This window comes from Labrenzia sp. PO1, assembly GCF_012273635.1.
Taxonomy (GTDB): Bacteria; Pseudomonadota; Alphaproteobacteria; order Rhizobiales; family Stappiaceae; genus Roseibium; species Roseibium algicola.
On the sequence record NZ_JAAXCR010000003.1, the window covers coordinates 49261 to 65454 of the forward strand.

Sequence of the window (16194 nt, forward strand, 5' to 3'; positions counted from 1 at the left end):
CCATAGTCCGCGAAATTCCGTCCTGTCATGTTGGCGGGGCAACGGATGTTTCCGACTTGCAATCAAGGGACCTTCAAAGGGCCATGAAAACTCTGCTGCTAGAATTGTTCACCTGGTGGAACAGCCAGACAATGGGCACCCGCTTCTTCACGTGGCGCAAGGGTGAGTTTGTCGGTGAGGATGAGTTCGGTAACAAGTACTACAAGGAACGCGCAGGCAAGAAGCGCTGGGTGATCTATAACGGTCTTGCCGAAGCCTCTGCCATTCCCGCGGGCTGGCACGGCTGGATGCATCACCGCGTTGACACGCCGCCGTCCGAAGAAACCTATCACGCCAAACATTGGCAGCAGGGTCACAAGGTCAATCCGACGGGCACTCCGGCCGCTTACCGGCCGCACGGTTCCATCCTGACCCCGGAAAAACGCCCGGATGTGACCGGCGATTATGAAGCCTGGACCCCGGGCAGCTGATAACCGCGCATTGCGAAAATCATGAATGAAATAGCCCCGCAATTGCGGGGCTTTTTTGTTTCGGGCCAACCGGACGTTCAACAACCTGAATGTTGTCTGAAGAAGTGACCTCAGATTATCCGCGCTCCAGGTGAGAAATTCAAAGGGGTATATGTAAATACATTTTACAATTCATAGTATATAATTTCAATTGTTTTTGTATCGAAAATATTTATTTGTGATTTGAGGCACATTACGCAAGGTAAAATAAGTTACAAGGAGAAGGATGTTAGTATTAGCTAAGGAGCAGACTAATGGACCAGGAATGGATGAAGCTCCAGGAGTTGAGCAACCGTCTTAACAATGTCTGCAAACCGGCCTGGGAAAATATTTTGATCAAGACAGGCAGCAGTTATGTGAATGCTGATGAGGCCGTTCGAAAGCTATTGCCGAAAGGCTACGATACAGAGCCAGGCTGGGCCTGGACGGCGTTGAAGGCCACCATGAAAGGTCCCCTGGCTGCCGTGATCACCAATCCGGTGGCAGCAGGAATAGCGACTTTCTACATCATAGATGCCGTCAAGGGTGAAAAAGAACCGCTTCCGTCACCACCGCAGTTTGATACCGATCCGCAGAAATATCTTCAGTACATCAAGTTTCACTACAATCTGGTCTACATCAGCTCCACTCAGAAGATACTGAAAATGCAGGAAGCTGCGCGCACGGGCGGTTCGGTGAACATCGAACAGCTTCGCCGCTCGCTGGAGCGGTCTCCATTCGCGCATGTGCCGCGAGGCTACAAATCGTTCAAGCACGACAAACTGGAGGAAAACATCGAAGCCGGTTTGTGGGCGATATGGCTGACCAACCTGAGCAGCGATCACAAACTGGAACAGGTTTCCCGCGCGATGGGGGAGGATGACCGACATAATGCCAGCGGCGCGGCTCGAAAGTCCGACGGGAAATACCGTCACCACCTGTGGCAGAGACTGAAGGACCTTGGAGCGTTCGACCGGGCCTATTCGGGCGGCGTGAAGAAGCGTGACAATGCCAAATCTACCGATGGTTTCATGGGGAGCGGCACGCCATCTTACGAATATGAATTCTGGCTCAAGATAGCTCGGGATTTCTGGGCAAAAAATCAGTCACCGACGGAATTGTTTTATATCGCCCTGGAGGAACCGGCAGCCGAACTGGCTTTCCGGAACGCCATGAGGACGTTTGAATCGCAAGATTTTACGCACAGAATGAGCGCTTTCCTTTCGCCGTCCTGGTCGAAAATTCGCGATATAGTCGGCACCGGCAAAGGCGGAAAGAACTGAGCACGTTGCGCTGATTTATGAAGCCGGAGAAGGTTCTTTCGCCCATTGACAGAGAGAGACTGGCTGGCGACGACACGTCTGAAAGCCACGGCATTGCCGGAGCCGTTCCGGTCTGTTGTTGGCCTGGCTGTTCCTGCTTTGGTGGTGACGAACTAGGCTCGCAAGCAAGAAGACCTAGCGCTCGTACCAACTATCGAGCACCGCCAAAACCTCCTCACCACTGGCTTGAGGTGACAGGGCGTAGAAATCGGTTTCCAGCTTCAGGGCTTCGCTGAGCAGCTCGTTATAGGCAGCTTGAGGAACTTCCTCGGTGCCGAACTTGCTGAGGTGCTCGGTTACGAACTGAGTATCGAGCAGGGAATAGCCGCCGACGATCAGCCGGGCAACCAGATGCGCAAGGCACACCTTGGAAGCGTCGGTGCGGAAGGTGAACATGCTCTCGCCGAAAAAGGCGCCGTTCAGGCTGACACCGTAAAGCCCCCCGACAAGTTCGCCATCCTGCCATGCTTCAATGGTGTGGCAATAGCCCATGTCGAAAAGCTCGCCGTAGAGACGCCTGATCTCCCGGTTGATCCAGGTTTTCTGGCGTCCGGGCATGGGCTCGGCACAGCCATCGATAACGCCCTGAAAATCCGTGCTGACCCGCACCTCGAACACGTCGTTGCGAATCGTCCGGCGCAGGCGGCGAGGCAGGTGAAAGTTGTTGAGGGGAAGGATGCCGCGACGCTCTGGCTCCAGCCAGAAGAGGCCGGGGTCGTCGGCAGATTCTGCCATCGGAAACAGGCCGCAGGCATAGGCTTTCAACAGCACCTGCGGTGTGATTTCCATGATGATGTCGTCTTTGTAACCAGCCATGAGGCCTCACTTACCAGACGGGATGGGCAGATCAGCAGGTGTCGACTTGAGCACCCAAAATCTGATCGACCTGAGTGCCGGAGCACCTCATGCGCATTCCTTGGAACACGCGATGCTCCCGGCACTCGTCCCAGGATCCGGTCAGCTGGACTTCTTCGCCAGATATTGTTCCAGCCAGTGGATGTCGTACTGACCGTTCGCTATGTCCTGATTTTCCACCAGATCGCGGAAAAGCGGAATAGTCGACTTGATTTCGTCAACCACAAATTCGTCCAGGCAACGACGCAGACGCATCATGCATTCCACGCGGTTACGGCCATGAACGATCAGCTTGCCGATCAGACTGTCATAATAAGGCGGGATCTTGTAGCCCTGATAGACACCGCTGTCGACGCGAACACCCAGACCGCCCGGCGGGTGGTAGTAGGTGATTGTGCCTGGTGACGGCGTGAAGTTGACCGGATCTTCCGCGTTGATGCGGCATTCGATGGCGTGACCTTCGAACGTGATGTCGTCCTGGGTCATATCCAGCGATCCACCTGCGGCGATGCGGATCTGCTCGTTGACGAGGTCGATGCCGGTGATCATCTCCGTAACTGGGTGTTCAACCTGCAGACGGGTGTTCATTTCAATGAAATAGAACTCGCCGTTCTCATAGAGGAATTCCACCGTGCCGACGCCGCGGTATTTCAGCTTGCGCATGGCAGCAGCGACGATCTCGCCGATTTCCTTGCGCTGGCTGGCATTGAGGCTCGGGGAGGGAGCTTCTTCGAGCACCTTCTGGTGGCGGCGCTGCAGCGAGCAGTCACGTTCACCGAGGTGAACCGCATTGCCCTTGCCATCGCCCAGTACCTGGATCTCGATATGCCGAGGCTTGCCGAGATATTTTTCCATGTAGAGCGCGTCGTCGCCGAAGGCAGCTTTTGCTTCGGAACGTGCAGTGGACAGGGCAGTATCAAGCTCGGCTTCGGTGCGGGCAACCTTCATGCCGCGGCCACCGCCACCTGCAGCTGCCTTTACCAGAACCGGATAGCCGATCTCGCGGGCGATCGCGTGGGCGTCGTCACCAGCCGTCACGGCACCGTCGGAGCCAGGAACAACCGGGATGCCAAGGTCCTTGGCCGTCTGCTTGGCCTGGATCTTGTCACCCATGATGCGAATGTGTTCAGCGGTCGGGCCGATGAATTCGATACCGTGTGCTTCAAGGATTTCCGCGAAACGGGCGTTTTCCGACAGGAAGCCGTAACCCGGGTGGACAGCATCCGCTCCGGTGATTTCACAAGCTGCAAGAAGCTGCGGGATGTTCAGGTAGCTGTCGCGCGCGGCAGGCGGGCCAATGCAGACGCTTTCGTCTGCCAGGCGCACATGCATCGCATCCGCATCAGCGGTGGAGTGAACCGCAACGGTGGAGATGCCGAGCTCTTTACAGGCGCGCAGGATGCGCAGGGCGATCTCGCCGCGGTTGGCAATGAGAATCTTGGAGAACATGGCCACAACGGCTCCTTATTCGACGATAATAAGCGGTTCGCCGAATTCCACCGGCTGAGCGTCGTCCACAAGGATCTGCTTGACGGTGCCCGCCTTGGTGGCAGGAATGTGGTTCATGGTTTTCATGGCTTCGATGATCAGGATCGTCTGGCCTTCCACCACCTTGTCGCCAACCTGAATGAAGGCCGGTGCGCCCGGTTCGGCGGCGAGATAGGCCGTGCCGACCATTGGCGAGGTTACGGTCGTGCCGGCGTGGGCCGGTTCGGCGGCAGGCGCTGCTGTTGCCGGGGAAGCGGCTGCGGTCGGCGCTGTCGGTGCGGCCATAGGTGCTGCAACGTTCACCGGTGCGCTGATCGTCATCTGACGGGCCACGCGAATGCGCGTGTCACCCTGTTCCAGTTCGATTTCCGAGAGATTTGTCTCATCCAGGAGAACGGCGAGGTCCCGGATCAGGGCCGTGTCGAATTTCTTGTTATCATTACGCATCATGTTTGGCTCTCATACTCGGTCCGCAAGACACGCAGCTGGCCGGCTCGCCGGGCGACCGCTCCATACCGGGATGGGGTCAGACCCGAAATATCCAGCCCTGCAACTCGATCAGGGTCCGTAAGGCCGGGGCCGCAACCACGCTCTTGCTCCGCCGTTGTTGGGCGGACAAAGATCTTCGGCCCGTCTCTTCCTGGAGGCGAGCCACGCTTCTTATAGGGATTCAATTGGAACAGGAAAACCCCCGATTTCTCACTGACATGAGGAATGGGGGTTTCCAACAGGCAAGTGAACGCCGAAACATTGTTTCGGTTCACAGGTTCAGCAAGTGGTCTGGCCGCAATTCTGCAGCGCGTCGAGCTTCTGGCTCAGTTCCTCATAACCGACCGCGCCCATGACCACGTCGTTGCCGACCACATAGGACGGAGTGCCGGTCAAGCCGAGACGGTTGGCCAGGGAGTAGACTTCTTCAATTGTCTGGCCGGCTTCGTCCGTTTTCATGGACGCCAGGAGATCGTCTTCCGAAATGCCGACGGACGTCGCTGCGGCGAGGGCGCTGGCCCGGTTCGCCTGGCCGCGGCTCAGCAGCAGTTTTTCATGGAATTCGCCGTATTTCTCTGGCGCCACAGAGTTGACAGCGACAGCCACCTGGGCTGCTTCGACAGAGCCCTGGCCGAGAACTGGGAATTCCTTCAGGACGACTTTGAGGTCGGGGTTTTCATCGATCAGCTTGACCATGTCGCCGTGCGCGCGCTTGCAGTAGCCGCAGTTATAATCGAAGAACTCGACCAGGGTGACAGACCCTTCCGGATTGCCCAGCACCACCTGCCGCGACGAATTGAAGAGAACGTCGGCGCTTTCGTTGAGGGCTTCTACGCGCGCAACTTCTGCAGCTTCCTTTTCACGGCGATCGAGTTCGGTCAGCGCTTCGGCAATCACTTCAGGATTCTCAAGCAGATATTCCCGCACGATTTTTTCAATCTCACCGCGGTTCAGATCCTGAGCGGCAACCGGGCCAGCCAGCAGGGTAAGTGCAAGCGCGCAAGCCGACAGGACGCGCAGCAGCATCGGCGGGCAGAGCGACCCGGTCTTCAGGATCTGGATCTTCGGGGAAGTGTCGGTCATTCAAGGCTCCTCAGGTAACCGTCTTTCGTTCGAACGGCACCCATATGTGTCTGAGATATCAGCGGCCGTTGTTAGGCAGATTAGGTGGGTTGTACGCTACAATGTCGTCCGCTTGAAGCCATGCCGGCGTTCCTCTCTTCAAACTTTTTTGAGCACGCGCCGCGTAGCGTTTCGCAGCCTGGAAATCGCCACTCACCATCAGGCCTTTCGCAGTTGCCAAATCAGCTTCCGCACGCTCGCCCTGGCGGCCGTGGGCAATGGCCAGCTGACTGTAGGCAACGCCCGAGTTCTGGTCCCGCTGGATCGCCTCTTTCAAGATGCGTTCTGCCTCCGGCAGATTGGACTTGTCATTCGAAGCAACCAGCGCATACCCGAGCCAAGTGAGGAACTGCGGTTCGGTCGGTTTGAACGACAGAGCCTTGCGGAAGGGAGCGATCGCGCCTTTGGGATCGCCGCCTTCGATCAGGGCCTGCCCCTTGAGCTCGTAATAATAGGGGTTGTTCGGCTGCGTGCGGATCAGGGCGTCTATCTCCTTGACCGCGCCTTTTCCCCGGCTCTTCATTGCGGCAATAGCGCGTGCGTATTGTGCCTGAGGGCTTTTGTCGCTGCGCGGATAGGCTCGCAACGTGGCGGACGGATGGCTGGTGAAGGCGAACAGTTTGGCCCGCACCATGTCGTGCCTGTATTGCAGTACATAGTCTTCCGGCTGGTTGAAGTATTTCGATTTCTGAGCGTCGGTCGCCAGACTGTTGTAGCGGTCCTGCGCCATCGGGTGGCTCTGGGCATAAGGGTCGGCGTATTTGCGGGTGAACATCTGCTGTTCCGACATGCGCTCGAAGGTCTTCAGCAGGCCGCGCGGGCTTTGTCCGGTGGCACTCAGGTATTTGAGTGCGGCCCGGTCGGCTGCGGCTTCTTCGCCGCGCTGATAGGACAGGAACGACCGCTGGCCGACGGATCCCGAGCCCATGATCACAGCGCCACCGCCCGAAGCAACCTCACCGGACCCGGAGGCCGCACCGGCTGCCGCGGCACCCGCACCGAGAATCATGCCGATGACAGAGATGATCTGGGCATTGGCGGCAGCGGCACGCAGGCGCACGAGATGACGACCGGCGATGTGGCCCGATTCATGGGCAATCACGCCAATCACTTCACCGGGCGTTTCCGATTCCATGATGACACCGATATTGATGAACATCCTGCGGCTGTCGGGAACGAAAGCGTTGAAGCTCTTGTCGTTGACCAGAATGATTTCCGGCTCTGAATTGGAAATGCCGGCTGCCTTGAAGATCGGCGTCGCATAGTCCTTCAGAAGATGTTCCGTTTCTGCATCGCGCACGAGCGGCAAGCTGCGCCCCTGTGCCATCGCTGGTACCGAAACAAGAGGCAGGGCGAGGGCGCTTGCACAGGCAAGTGCGACCGCTTTACGCGCAAGGCTGCGAGGAAAATCGATTTTCAAAATGGCGGAACCAGGCACAGGTGCAAAACTCCAATCCGGACCGGAACGCTTTCCAGGCTCATCTTTGCTCAGATGTTATCCTGGGACATGGATGTGTGGCGAAGGTATGGAGGTGTGCGATGCGGGTCAAGGAAGCCGGCATGACAAAAAGGTAAGGTGCCGGGCCGTTGTCGTGCCGGAACAGCCCAGAAGTTTCAACTGGCCGCACGCGTTGCATCGGATGGAAAAATCCGCGATAGGGTGAAGCCAGTTTGTCAGCCGGATTTTCAGGACACATGAACCAGCCTCTTTTTCAGCCGTCTCGCCGCAGTGACGTTGCCCCCTTCATCGCAATGGATGTTCTTGCCGAAGCGGCACGTCTGGAAGCGCAGGGGCGCAAGATCATTCATATGGAAGTCGGGCAGCCATCGGCCCCGGCGCCCAAGGCTGCGTTGGATATGGCGAGAAAAGCTCTGGATCACGGTCGTCTCGGCTACACCGAAGCGCTTGGCATCCGCCCATTGCGCGAGGCATTGGCTGCGCATTATCGAACGACCTATGGCGTCGACGTGCCTGTCGAGCGGATCATGGCAACCACGGGCTCATCCGCCGGTTTCAATCTCGCCTTCCTTGCCGCTTTTGATCCCGGGGACCGAATTGTCCTGACGGCTCCCGGTTATCCGGCCTATCGCAACATCCTGAAAGCCCTTGGTCTCGTTGCGGTCGAGATCGAAGTCGGGGAGGAAACCCGGTGGAGCCTGACGCCAGCGCATCTGGAAGAGGCTCAAAAAGAAGGTCCTGTGAAAGGCGTCCTGGTTGCCAGTCCGGCCAATCCGACCGGAACGATGATGACGGCCGATGCGCTGGAAGACCTGATCCGCTATTGCGACGAGGCGGGCATATGGTTCATCTCGGATGAGATCTACCATGGGCTTTGCTACGACGGTGAAGAGAAGACCGCGCTGGAAACATCGCAGAATGTCATTATCGTCAACAGTTTCTCGAAATACTATTGCATGACCGGCTGGCGCATTGGCTGGCTGGTGTTGCCGGAGCAACTGGTGCGCCCAACAGAGCGGATTGCCCAGAGCCTCTATATTTCTCCGCCAGAGCTGTCCCAGATCGCTGCGGGAGCAGCACTCAACTCGGTGCAGGAACTGGAAGCGGTCAAGGCAGGGTATGCTGCCAACCGCGCCTTGCTTCTCGACGGGTTGCCGAAAATCGGTCTCGACAAGCTGTTGCCGGTAGATGGGGCCTTTTACATCTATGCAGATATAAGCCAGTTCAGCTCGGACAGTCTCGATTTCGCCAGGAGTATGCTGCTCGAGGCAGGTGTCGCGGCAACGCCCGGTGTCGATTTCGATCCCGTGCACGGTCATGAGTTCTTGCGTTTTTCCTTTGCAGGTGCGCATGACGATATGAAGTTGGCGCTTGAGAAGCTCAGGGGTTTTCTCAAAGCAGTCTGAGCATCGATCGCATCGGACAACAAAAAAGGCGGCACACTGGCCGCCTTTTCCATTTCAAAGCTGGTTGATGTTACCGGTTCAGAAGAACGACCGGCCACGCTGCCACCAGCCGCCGCGTTTCGGCTTGTCTTCCTTGTCGTCGTCTCCAGATGTTTCGCTGGTTACGACAGGCTCGGCCGGCGCCTTGCGCGCAGGTGCTTCTTCTTCGGCATCGGCATCGGCTTCGCTGGCAATCGGCTGTTCGGAAGTTGGCGTTTCGACCACGATGGTGTCAGCTTCAGCCATCACCGGTGTCTCATCTGCCGCATCGGCCTCTACAGGAACGGCGGCACCGTCCTGCTGCGCAGTTTCTTCCGCAGGGCTTTCGCCGCTAGTGTCCGAAACCGTGTCGCCATCGACGGCCTTTGCCTCATCGGCCTGGGCACCATCCTGTGATGCGGCACCCGCAGCTTCTGTTTCCTGACCGCTTTCGGCGACGGCTACGGCTTCAGAACCGGTCTGATCGTCCTGCTGGTCTTCAGAGGAAGCGGCTTCCCGAGTTTCGTCATTGGTCTCGCCGTCGTTTTCAGCGCCACCTTCGGCCTGCATATCTTCACCGTTGCGACGGCCGCGGCGACCACCACGGCGTCCACGGCGGCGCTTGCGACGCGGTTCATCGTCACCGTCCTCATCACCACCGGAACGGGCTTCCTGCGGCTGCTCGTCATCGCCGTCGGCGTCGTCTGCCTCGGCGTTGACCTGACGCGATTCGCCATCGTCCTGCTGGTTATCGGAACCACCCCTCCGGCGCTTGCGCCGGCGGCGCCGGCGGCGGCCGTCATTGTCGTCTTCCTGGGCGAATTCCTCGATGTCCGGCTGTTCGGTGTCTTCGTCGATGATCTCGATCGTATCCGGCTGGACAATCGCAGGAACCGGCATCGGCACACGGTCGCGATCGACCGGTGCACCGCGCTCCAGAACGTAGAGCTGGCCATTGACCATGTCGTCCGCATGCACTTCGACATCGATGGCGAAGCGGGTTTCCAGATCGACCAGGTTCGAACGTTTCTGGTTGAGGATATAGAGCGCTACCTGCGTAGTGGTGCGAATGATCAGGTTGTGGGACGCGCCTTTCAGAAGGTTGTCCTCAACCGAACGCAGCACGTGCAGGGCAACGGATTCCACAGACCGGATCATGCCGGTGCCCTGGCAATGCGGGCAAGGCGTGGTCGAGCTTTCCAGAACGCCGGTGCGGATGCGCTGACGCGACATTTCCAGCAGGCCGAAGTGCGAGATCCGGCCAACCTGGATGCGGGCGCGGTCGTTCTTCAGACAATCCTTCAGCTTGCGTTCGACCGACCGATTGTTCTTCGACTCTTCCATGTCGATGAAGTCGATGACGATCAGGCCGGCAAGATCGCGCAGGCGTAGCTGTCGGGTCACTTCTTCCGCCGCTTCCAGGTTCGTCTGGAGCGCGGTGTCCTCGATATTGTGTTCGCGGGTTGACTTGCCGGAGTTCACGTCGATCGAGACCAGAGCTTCGGTCTGGTTGATGACGATATAACCACCGGACTTCAGCGTTACCTGCGGCGAGAACATTGCATCGAGCTGCGGTTCGACACCGTAGCGGATAAATAGCGGCGAAGGGTCGCGGTAGGGCTGGACGTTCTTCGCATGGCTCGGCATGAGCATGCGCATGAAGTCCTTGGCCTCACGGTAGCCTTCTTCGCCCGCAACAAGGACCTCGTTGATGTCCTTGTTGTAGAGGTCGCGGATCGATCGCTTGACCAGACTGCCTTCCTCGTAGACGAGGCTTGGAGCACTGGATTTCAAGGTCAGCTCGCGAACGTTTTCCCAAAGCCGCATCAGGTATTCGAAGTCGCGCTTGATCTCGGCCTTCGTCCGGCTTGCACCGGCGGTGCGCAGGATCACGCCCATGCCTTCCGGCACATCCAGTTCGGAGGCGATCTTCTTCAGGCGCTTGCGGTCAGTCGGCTGGGTAATTTTGCGCGAAATGCCGCCGCCACGGGCGGTGTTCGGCATCAGCACGGAATAGCGGCCTGCGAGCGACAGGTAGGTCGTCAGTGCGGCGCCCTTGTTGCCGCGCTCTTCCTTGACCACCTGCACCAGAATGATCTGGCGGCGCTTGATGACTTCCTGAATCTTGTATTGCTTGCGCAGCGGGATAATGCGCTCAGGAACTTCTTCCATCGCATCTTCCGCGCCGACGGATTCGACGGCATCGACATCATTGTCGGCATCATCGTCATCGTCGTTCTGACGCTGGCGGCGACGGCCGCGCCCGCGGCCACGCGAGCGAACCGGAGCCTCTTCTTCTTCGTCTGCTTCTTCCTCGGAAGAGGATGCTTCGTCTTCTTCTTCGTCGGAGGCGTCTCCGTCTGTGCTGCGCGCCGATACGCCTTCGCCATCCGTTTCGTCGGCAGAGGTCTCTTCGGAAACTGCGTCAGTATCTTCTGTGGCCTTTACGGCCTCTTCGTCGCCTTCTGCGGTGTCTTCGGAGGCATCCGCCTCAACCTTGTCGCTGGCAACGGTTTCAGCAGCCTCGTTTCGTGCTGCACGGGAGCGGCGGCGGCGCTTTGGTTTTTCTTCACCGTCCGAATCATCACGCTGTCTGTCGGCTGCTTCCGCAGCCAGAAGTGCTTCCCGGTCGGCAACAGGGATCTGATAGTAGTCAGGGTGAATTTCGCTGAAAGCGAGGAACCCGTGGCGATTTCCGCCATATTCGACGAATGCGGCCTGCAGGGACGGTTCGACCCGGGTTACCTTGGCAAGATATATGTTTCCGCGCAGTTGCTTCCGATTAGCTGCTTCAAAGTCGAATTCTTCAACCCGATTGCCACGCACGACGACGACCCGGGTCTCTTCCGGGTGGCCCGCGTCGATCAGCATTTTGTTTGCCATTATTGAACTTCTCCACGGCAGCACTCATGGGCGCATGTGCGAAACGCGCATCGCGCAGCAGGAGGATGTCTGCCGTATTTGTTTTGCTAAGATGAGAAAGAGCGTCTGCGCCCGGCGCGGTCGTATGATCAACGAAGGCAGCCGCTGAAGCGGTACCTTGCTGTATGTTGATCACCATGTGCATCGCGCGGGTCCTTCAGGCAACGCAGGCCCTTTAGTTAAGTCGTTGTACCTTCTGCCGGTATGCAGCCTGGCTTCGCCAATGGGCCTGCATCCGGTTCCGGAATGGGTCCGCTCCTAACGGCCGCCGAAAACCTCGCCGGGGAAACTGCCGTTTTGTAAGGGCAACACGTCGCGAGGCGGGGCGGTCTCAAAGAGGTGCCGATACCAGATCCACTGTCTTCCAGGGCTTGTCTTTAAGCGACAGAACGGCCTCTGTTCTGTCGTTAGAAGGCCTGGGAATGCGATAGCGTTGTGGATAGACACCCATGTCAGCTATCTGGAAAGGTATCGGTTTCAAACCGAAATCCGTAAGGTACTTTTACGTTCCGTCGCAGCGCATTGCAAGCAATGTGAATTGGATATGGCATTTTCCTTGCGTGGCGGATGGCGTATGACAGGGCTGACGGGGGCTCAACACGCGAAGTTTTCGAGCGACATGGCCGAAATAATTGAGTTCAAGGACAGAATGAAACCGCAAGTAGACCAGGGACCGGGCACTGTTTTGAGACTGGCGACGTCTTTCGCAGTGGTTTTGAGCATCTGCGTTGCTGCGATTGCCGGACTGACTTGCGCCGCATCTGCCGAACCGGAAAAGGCCCGGGTAACCGGAGCGCGCGTGGCGGGAGACGAGGCGCGCACGCGATTCGTTCTTGATATGAACCGTCAGGTGACACCGACCATCTCCGGCCTTGCCAATCCGGCCCGGCTGATCATTGACCTTCCTGAAGTGACATTTTCGCTGCCGGCCGATTCTGGCGAGAGCGGGAGAGGGCTTGTCACCGACTGGCGCTTCGGCCTCTTTGCGGTTGGAAGATCCCGTGTGGTGATGGACCTGACGGGACCGGTGAAGGTCGACAAGACATTTTTCCTGCCGGCTGTAGATGACCAGCCTGCGCGGCTTGTTGTTGACCTTGTCAGCGCGACAGCCGACGAATTCGACACCTTTGTCGAGACCTCAAGGCCCAAGCGCGTCGTCGCCGGGAGTGATTCCGCACCGAAAAGTGACCGTTTGACCGCTCCAAAGAACAGAGACAAGCCGCTAATCGTCCTCGATCCGGGGCATGGCGGTATTGACACCGGGGCGACAGGCGTCCACGGAACTCTCGAAAAGGCGATCGTTCTCGACTTCGCTCAGCTGCTCAAGGAAAAGCTGGACGAAAGCGGGCTCTACAACGTTCAACTTACCCGGGATGATGACACATTCATCCCGCTGGGGCGCCGAGTTGAAATCGGTCATGAACTTGAAGCCGATCTCTTCGTCTCCATTCACGCCGATTCTGTCCGGCGCGGGCAGAAATTGGCGCGTGGCGCGACCGTCTACACAATTTCAGACAGGGCGTCGGACCAACTGGCCGAAGATCTGGCCCAATCGGAAAACATGTCGGACGTCATCGCCGGTGTGGATCTGACGGAAGAGCCAACAGAGGTGACAGATATCCTGATCGATCTTGCGCGACGCGAAACGAGGTCGTTTTCGGTCTATTTCGCCAGGTCGCTGGTGGACGAACTCAAAAGCGCTGTCCGGCTGATCAACAATCCGCATCGTTCTGCGGGTTTCCGGGTGTTGAAGGCCCATGATGTGCCCTCGGTGCTGGTCGAGCTCGGCTATCTCTCCAACGAACATGACGAGAAGCTTCTGATTTCCGACGAATGGCGTGAACGCATGGCGAATGCCATGACCGAGGCTGTTCACGGATTTTTCCGGCCGCGGCTTGCGCGGCAACAAGCAGCACCGTCACAGTAAAAATCCTTGCATTGCTTTCAAAATGGCAGGTTAGCACTGGCGATTGCCTCAGCATCGCCATATTGGTGCACGAGGAAGGCAGACAAGTTTGTGCGACTGTCGGCATCGGTGATGCTGAGCAAATGTTTCCGTGTTAAAAAGCTGGAAGCGCTAAGAACGGGGAAAGACGAGCCCGCGGTATGAAATTTTTGGTGAAGTTTTTTGGCTACCTGTTCGGAATCGGCGCGATCTTTGCGCTGCTGATTGCCGCCGGGGTCTGGATGTACCTGCAGGACCTGACGAAGGATCTGCCGGATTATACGGCCCTGAAGAACTATGAGCCACCGGTCATGACGCGTGTGCATGCCGCTGACGGTAGTCTTATGGCCGAATACGCGACTCAGAGGCGCATGTTCCTGCCGATCCAGGCAATCCCGGATCGCGTCAAGCAGGCGTTTGTCGCAGCCGAAGACAAGAATTTCTACACCCACATCGGTGTCGACCCGGAAGGCATTGCCCGTGCGGCGGTGCGTTTCATCCAGAACTATGGGTCCGGCCGTCGTCCGGAAGGTGCTTCGACCATCACGCAGCAGGTCGCAAAGAACTTCCTCTTGTCCGATCTCGTGAGCGAAGAGCGTGAACGCCGTTCCGCCGCGTATGAGCGCAAGGTGAAGGAAGCGGTCCTTTCCCTGCGCATCGAGCAGGCCTACACCAAGGACGAAATTCTCGAGCTTTATCTCAACGAGATCTATTTCGGCTTCGGGGCCTACGGCGTCGCAGCCGCTTCGCTGATCTATTTCGACAAGTCGGTTCACGAACTGTCGCTTGAAGAAATCGCCTATATGGCCGCGCTGCCGAAAGGTCCGAGCAACTATCATCCTTACAGGAAGACAGAAGCCGCCATTGCGCGCCGCAACTACGTGATCGATCGTATGATCGCAGATGGTTACGTAAGCGCTCAGGACGGCGAGGAAGCCAAACAGAAACCGATTGTCGTCAAGCCGCGTGAAACCGGTTCTCGCCTGTTTGCCGCAGAATACTTCACTGAAGAAGTCCGCCGCGAAGTGGCCGACATCTTCGGCGACAAGCGCCTGTACGAAGGCGGGCTTTCGGTGCGGTCGACGCTTGACCCCGAAATGCAGAAACTGGCCCGCAAGTCGTTGATGGACGGCTTGATTGCCTTCGACCACCAACGCGGCAGCTGGAATGGCCCTGTCGACAAGATCACCCTTGGTGCCGACTGGGGCATCGATCTTGCCAAGGTGGAAGCCCTGAGCGATCTGCCGGAGTGGAAGCTCGCAGTGGTTCTGGAAGCCGGTGGTGAAGAGGCCAAGATTGGCGTTCAGCCGGAACGGCAGGTCAGTGGCCAGCTTTCCGATGAACGCAAGACCGGCCCGATGTTCCTGAGCACCATGAAATGGGCCCGGGTCAAGGGCAGGGCACCGAGCGCCGTTTCCGATGTGCTGACGCCTGGCGATGTTGTTTATGTCCAGGAAAGCCCGGTTGCGCCGGGAACCTATGAACTTCGTCAGATCCCGAAGGTGTCGGGCGCTCTGGTGGCGATGGATCCCTATACCGGCCGTGTCCTTGCACTTGTCGGTGGTTTCAGCTTTGCACAGAGTGAATTCAACCGTGCAACGCAGGCCTACCGGCAGCCTGGTTCGTCCTTCAAGCCATTCCTTTACGCTGCCGCTCTCGACAACGGTTACACGCCGTCTTCCGTGATCATGGACGCGCCTCTGGAAATCAGCCAGGGCCCGGGTCTCGGTACATGGCGCCCGCAGAACTACGGCGGCAAATTCTACGGTCCGTCGACCCTGCGCACAGGCATCGAGCTGTCACGGAACGTCATGACTGTTCGGCTCGCTCAGGACATGGGCATGCCGCTGGTCGCAGAATATGCGAAGCGTTTCGGCATCTACGACAACATGCTTCCGGTTCTGTCGATGTCACTTGGTGCGGGGGAAACCACCGTGCTGCGGCTGACAACCGCCTATGCGACCATCGCAAATGGCGGCAGGAAAGTTCGACCGACCCTGATCGACCGTATTCAGGACCGTTACGGCCGTACCATCTACAAGCATGACAGCCGTATCTGTGACGGCTGTACGCAGGATGTGTGGGAAGGCCAGGACGAACCGACCCTGATCGACGACCGCGAGCAGGTACTCGACCCGATGACTGCCTATCAGATCACATCGATGATGGAAGGCGTGGTTCAGCGCGGTACGGCAACGTCCGTTCGTGCGGTTGGTCGTCCGGTCGCCGGCAAGACAGGTACCACCAACGACGAAAAAGACGCCTGGTTCATGGGCTTTACGCCGGATCTTGCGGTCGGCGTGTTTGTGGGGTTCGACAATCCGAAACCGATGGGCCGCGGAGCAACGGGCGGTCAGGTGGCGGCGCCGATCTTCACCGAGTTCGTCAAGACTGCTCTGGCCGACAAGCCGCCGGTGGAATTCCGTGTACCCAAGGGTCTTCAGCTGATCCCGATCAACCGCCGCACCGGTCTTAGAACCGCTGCCGGTGATCCGGGTTCGATCCTGGAAGCCTTCAAGCCTGGCATGGCCCCGCCGGACAGTTACTCCGTCATCGGGTTCCAGGACACAATGGGAGTTCCGACTGCGGTTTCTCCGGAAGCGCAGCAGGCCGTTACGGTCGGCACAGGCGGTCTTTACTGACCCGCCTGGCCTGGCAGGGGCTGGCTGACTGTCAGGTC

General features: G+C 58.2%; 11 protein-coding genes. 5 read left to right on the plus strand and 6 right to left on the minus strand.

What is annotated here, in order from left to right; genetic code table 11:
• Nucleotides 1–83: 83 nt before the first annotated feature.
• Both HCG46_RS15265 and HCG46_RS15270 read left to right on the plus strand, forming a co-directional pair.
• Entirely contained in the window at nucleotides 84–470 is a 387-nt protein-coding gene (locus HCG46_RS15265; protein WP_168686741.1) for an NADH:ubiquinone oxidoreductase subunit NDUFA12, read from the plus strand.
• A 293-nt stretch (nucleotides 471–763) separates the two neighbouring features.
• The gene (locus HCG46_RS15270; RefSeq protein WP_022998395.1) at nucleotides 764–1771 is read left to right on the plus strand and encodes a hypothetical protein; all 1008 of its coding nucleotides are present in this window, start codon (nucleotides 764–766) and stop codon (nucleotides 1769–1771) included.
• Nucleotides 1772–1945: 174 nt separating this feature from the next.
• On the opposite strand, the gene aat is transcribed toward HCG46_RS15270, so the two are convergent.
• The 5 genes from aat to HCG46_RS15295 all read right to left on the minus strand — a co-directional run bounded on the left by aat (nucleotide 1946) and on the right by HCG46_RS15295 (nucleotide 7202).
• The gene (gene aat, locus HCG46_RS15275; protein WP_022998396.1) at nucleotides 1946–2626 is read right to left on the minus strand and encodes a leucyl/phenylalanyl-tRNA--protein transferase; all 681 of its coding nucleotides are present in this window, start codon (nucleotides 2624–2626) and stop codon (nucleotides 1946–1948) included.
• Between the two features lie 141 nt (nucleotides 2627–2767).
• Nucleotides 2768–4114, minus strand: coding sequence for an acetyl-CoA carboxylase biotin carboxylase subunit (gene accC, locus HCG46_RS15280; RefSeq protein ID WP_022998397.1), 1347 nt, complete (start codon nucleotides 4112–4114; stop codon nucleotides 2768–2770).
• A gap of 15 nt (nucleotides 4115–4129) precedes the next feature.
• Nucleotides 4130–4600, minus strand: a complete 471-nt coding sequence (gene accB / locus HCG46_RS15285) for an acetyl-CoA carboxylase biotin carboxyl carrier protein (protein WP_168687181.1) — start codon at nucleotides 4598–4600, stop codon at nucleotides 4130–4132.
• A 321-nt stretch (nucleotides 4601–4921) separates the two neighbouring features.
• Nucleotides 4922–5725 (minus strand): DsbA family protein, encoded by an 804-nt coding sequence (locus HCG46_RS15290; RefSeq protein WP_145903449.1) that lies wholly within the window; start codon nucleotides 5723–5725, stop codon nucleotides 4922–4924.
• A 58-nt stretch (nucleotides 5726–5783) separates the two neighbouring features.
• Complete coding sequence (locus HCG46_RS15295; protein WP_200863737.1) at nucleotides 5784–7202, minus strand: M48 family metalloprotease; 1419 nt, start codon at nucleotides 7200–7202, stop codon at nucleotides 5784–5786.
• A 257-nt stretch (nucleotides 7203–7459) separates the two neighbouring features.
• Between HCG46_RS15295 and HCG46_RS15300 the strand changes: the two genes are divergently transcribed.
• Nucleotides 7460–8629 (plus strand): pyridoxal phosphate-dependent aminotransferase, encoded by a 1170-nt coding sequence (locus HCG46_RS15300; protein WP_168686742.1) that lies wholly within the window; start codon nucleotides 7460–7462, stop codon nucleotides 8627–8629.
• A 78-nt stretch (nucleotides 8630–8707) separates the two neighbouring features.
• Here HCG46_RS15300 and HCG46_RS15305 read toward each other — a convergent pair whose 3' ends face one another.
• Nucleotides 8708–11530 (minus strand): ribonuclease E/G, encoded by a 2823-nt coding sequence (locus HCG46_RS15305; protein ID WP_168686743.1) that lies wholly within the window; start codon nucleotides 11528–11530, stop codon nucleotides 8708–8710.
• 688 nt (nucleotides 11531–12218) lie between these two features.
• On the opposite strand from HCG46_RS15305, the gene HCG46_RS15310 reads away from it, so the two are divergent.
• Together HCG46_RS15310 and HCG46_RS15315 are read left to right on the plus strand one after the other, a co-directional pair.
• Nucleotides 12219–13496 carry an N-acetylmuramoyl-L-alanine amidase gene (locus HCG46_RS15310; protein ID WP_152506449.1) on the plus strand — a complete coding sequence of 426 codons (1278 nt, stop codon included), beginning with the start codon at nucleotides 12219–12221 and terminating at the stop codon, nucleotides 13494–13496.
• A gap of 188 nt (nucleotides 13497–13684) precedes the next feature.
• Entirely contained in the window at nucleotides 13685–16156 is a 2472-nt protein-coding gene (locus HCG46_RS15315) for a penicillin-binding protein 1A (RefSeq protein WP_209009534.1), read from the plus strand.
• Nucleotides 16157–16194: the final 38 nt, after the last annotated feature.

What these genes read in the sequence shown, in the direction of transcription:
- accC (WP_022998397.1), bottom strand. Translation starts at nt 4,114, where the DNA reads ATGTTCTCCAAGATTCTCATTGCCAACCGCGGCGAGATCGCCCTGCGC.
- HCG46_RS15270 (WP_022998395.1), top strand. Translation starts at nt 764, where the DNA reads ATGGACCAGGAATGGATGAAGCTCCAGGAGTTGAGCAACCGTCTTAAC.
- accB (WP_168687181.1), bottom strand. Translation starts at nt 4,600, where the DNA reads ATGCGTAATGATAACAAGAAATTCGACACGGCCCTGATCCGGGACCTC.
- HCG46_RS15305 (WP_168686743.1), bottom strand. Translation starts at nt 11,530, where the DNA reads ATGGCAAACAAAATGCTGATCGACGCGGGCCACCCGGAAGAGACCCGG.
- HCG46_RS15265 (WP_168686741.1), top strand. Translation starts at nt 84, where the DNA reads ATGAAAACTCTGCTGCTAGAATTGTTCACCTGGTGGAACAGCCAGACA.
- HCG46_RS15290 (WP_145903449.1), bottom strand. Translation starts at nt 5,725, where the DNA reads ATGACCGACACTTCCCCGAAGATCCAGATCCTGAAGACCGGGTCGCTC.
- aat (WP_022998396.1), bottom strand. Translation starts at nt 2,626, where the DNA reads ATGGCTGGTTACAAAGACGACATCATCATGGAAATCACACCGCAGGTG.
- HCG46_RS15310 (WP_152506449.1), top strand. Translation starts at nt 12,219, where the DNA reads ATGAAACCGCAAGTAGACCAGGGACCGGGCACTGTTTTGAGACTGGCG.
- HCG46_RS15300 (WP_168686742.1), top strand. Translation starts at nt 7,460, where the DNA reads ATGAACCAGCCTCTTTTTCAGCCGTCTCGCCGCAGTGACGTTGCCCCC.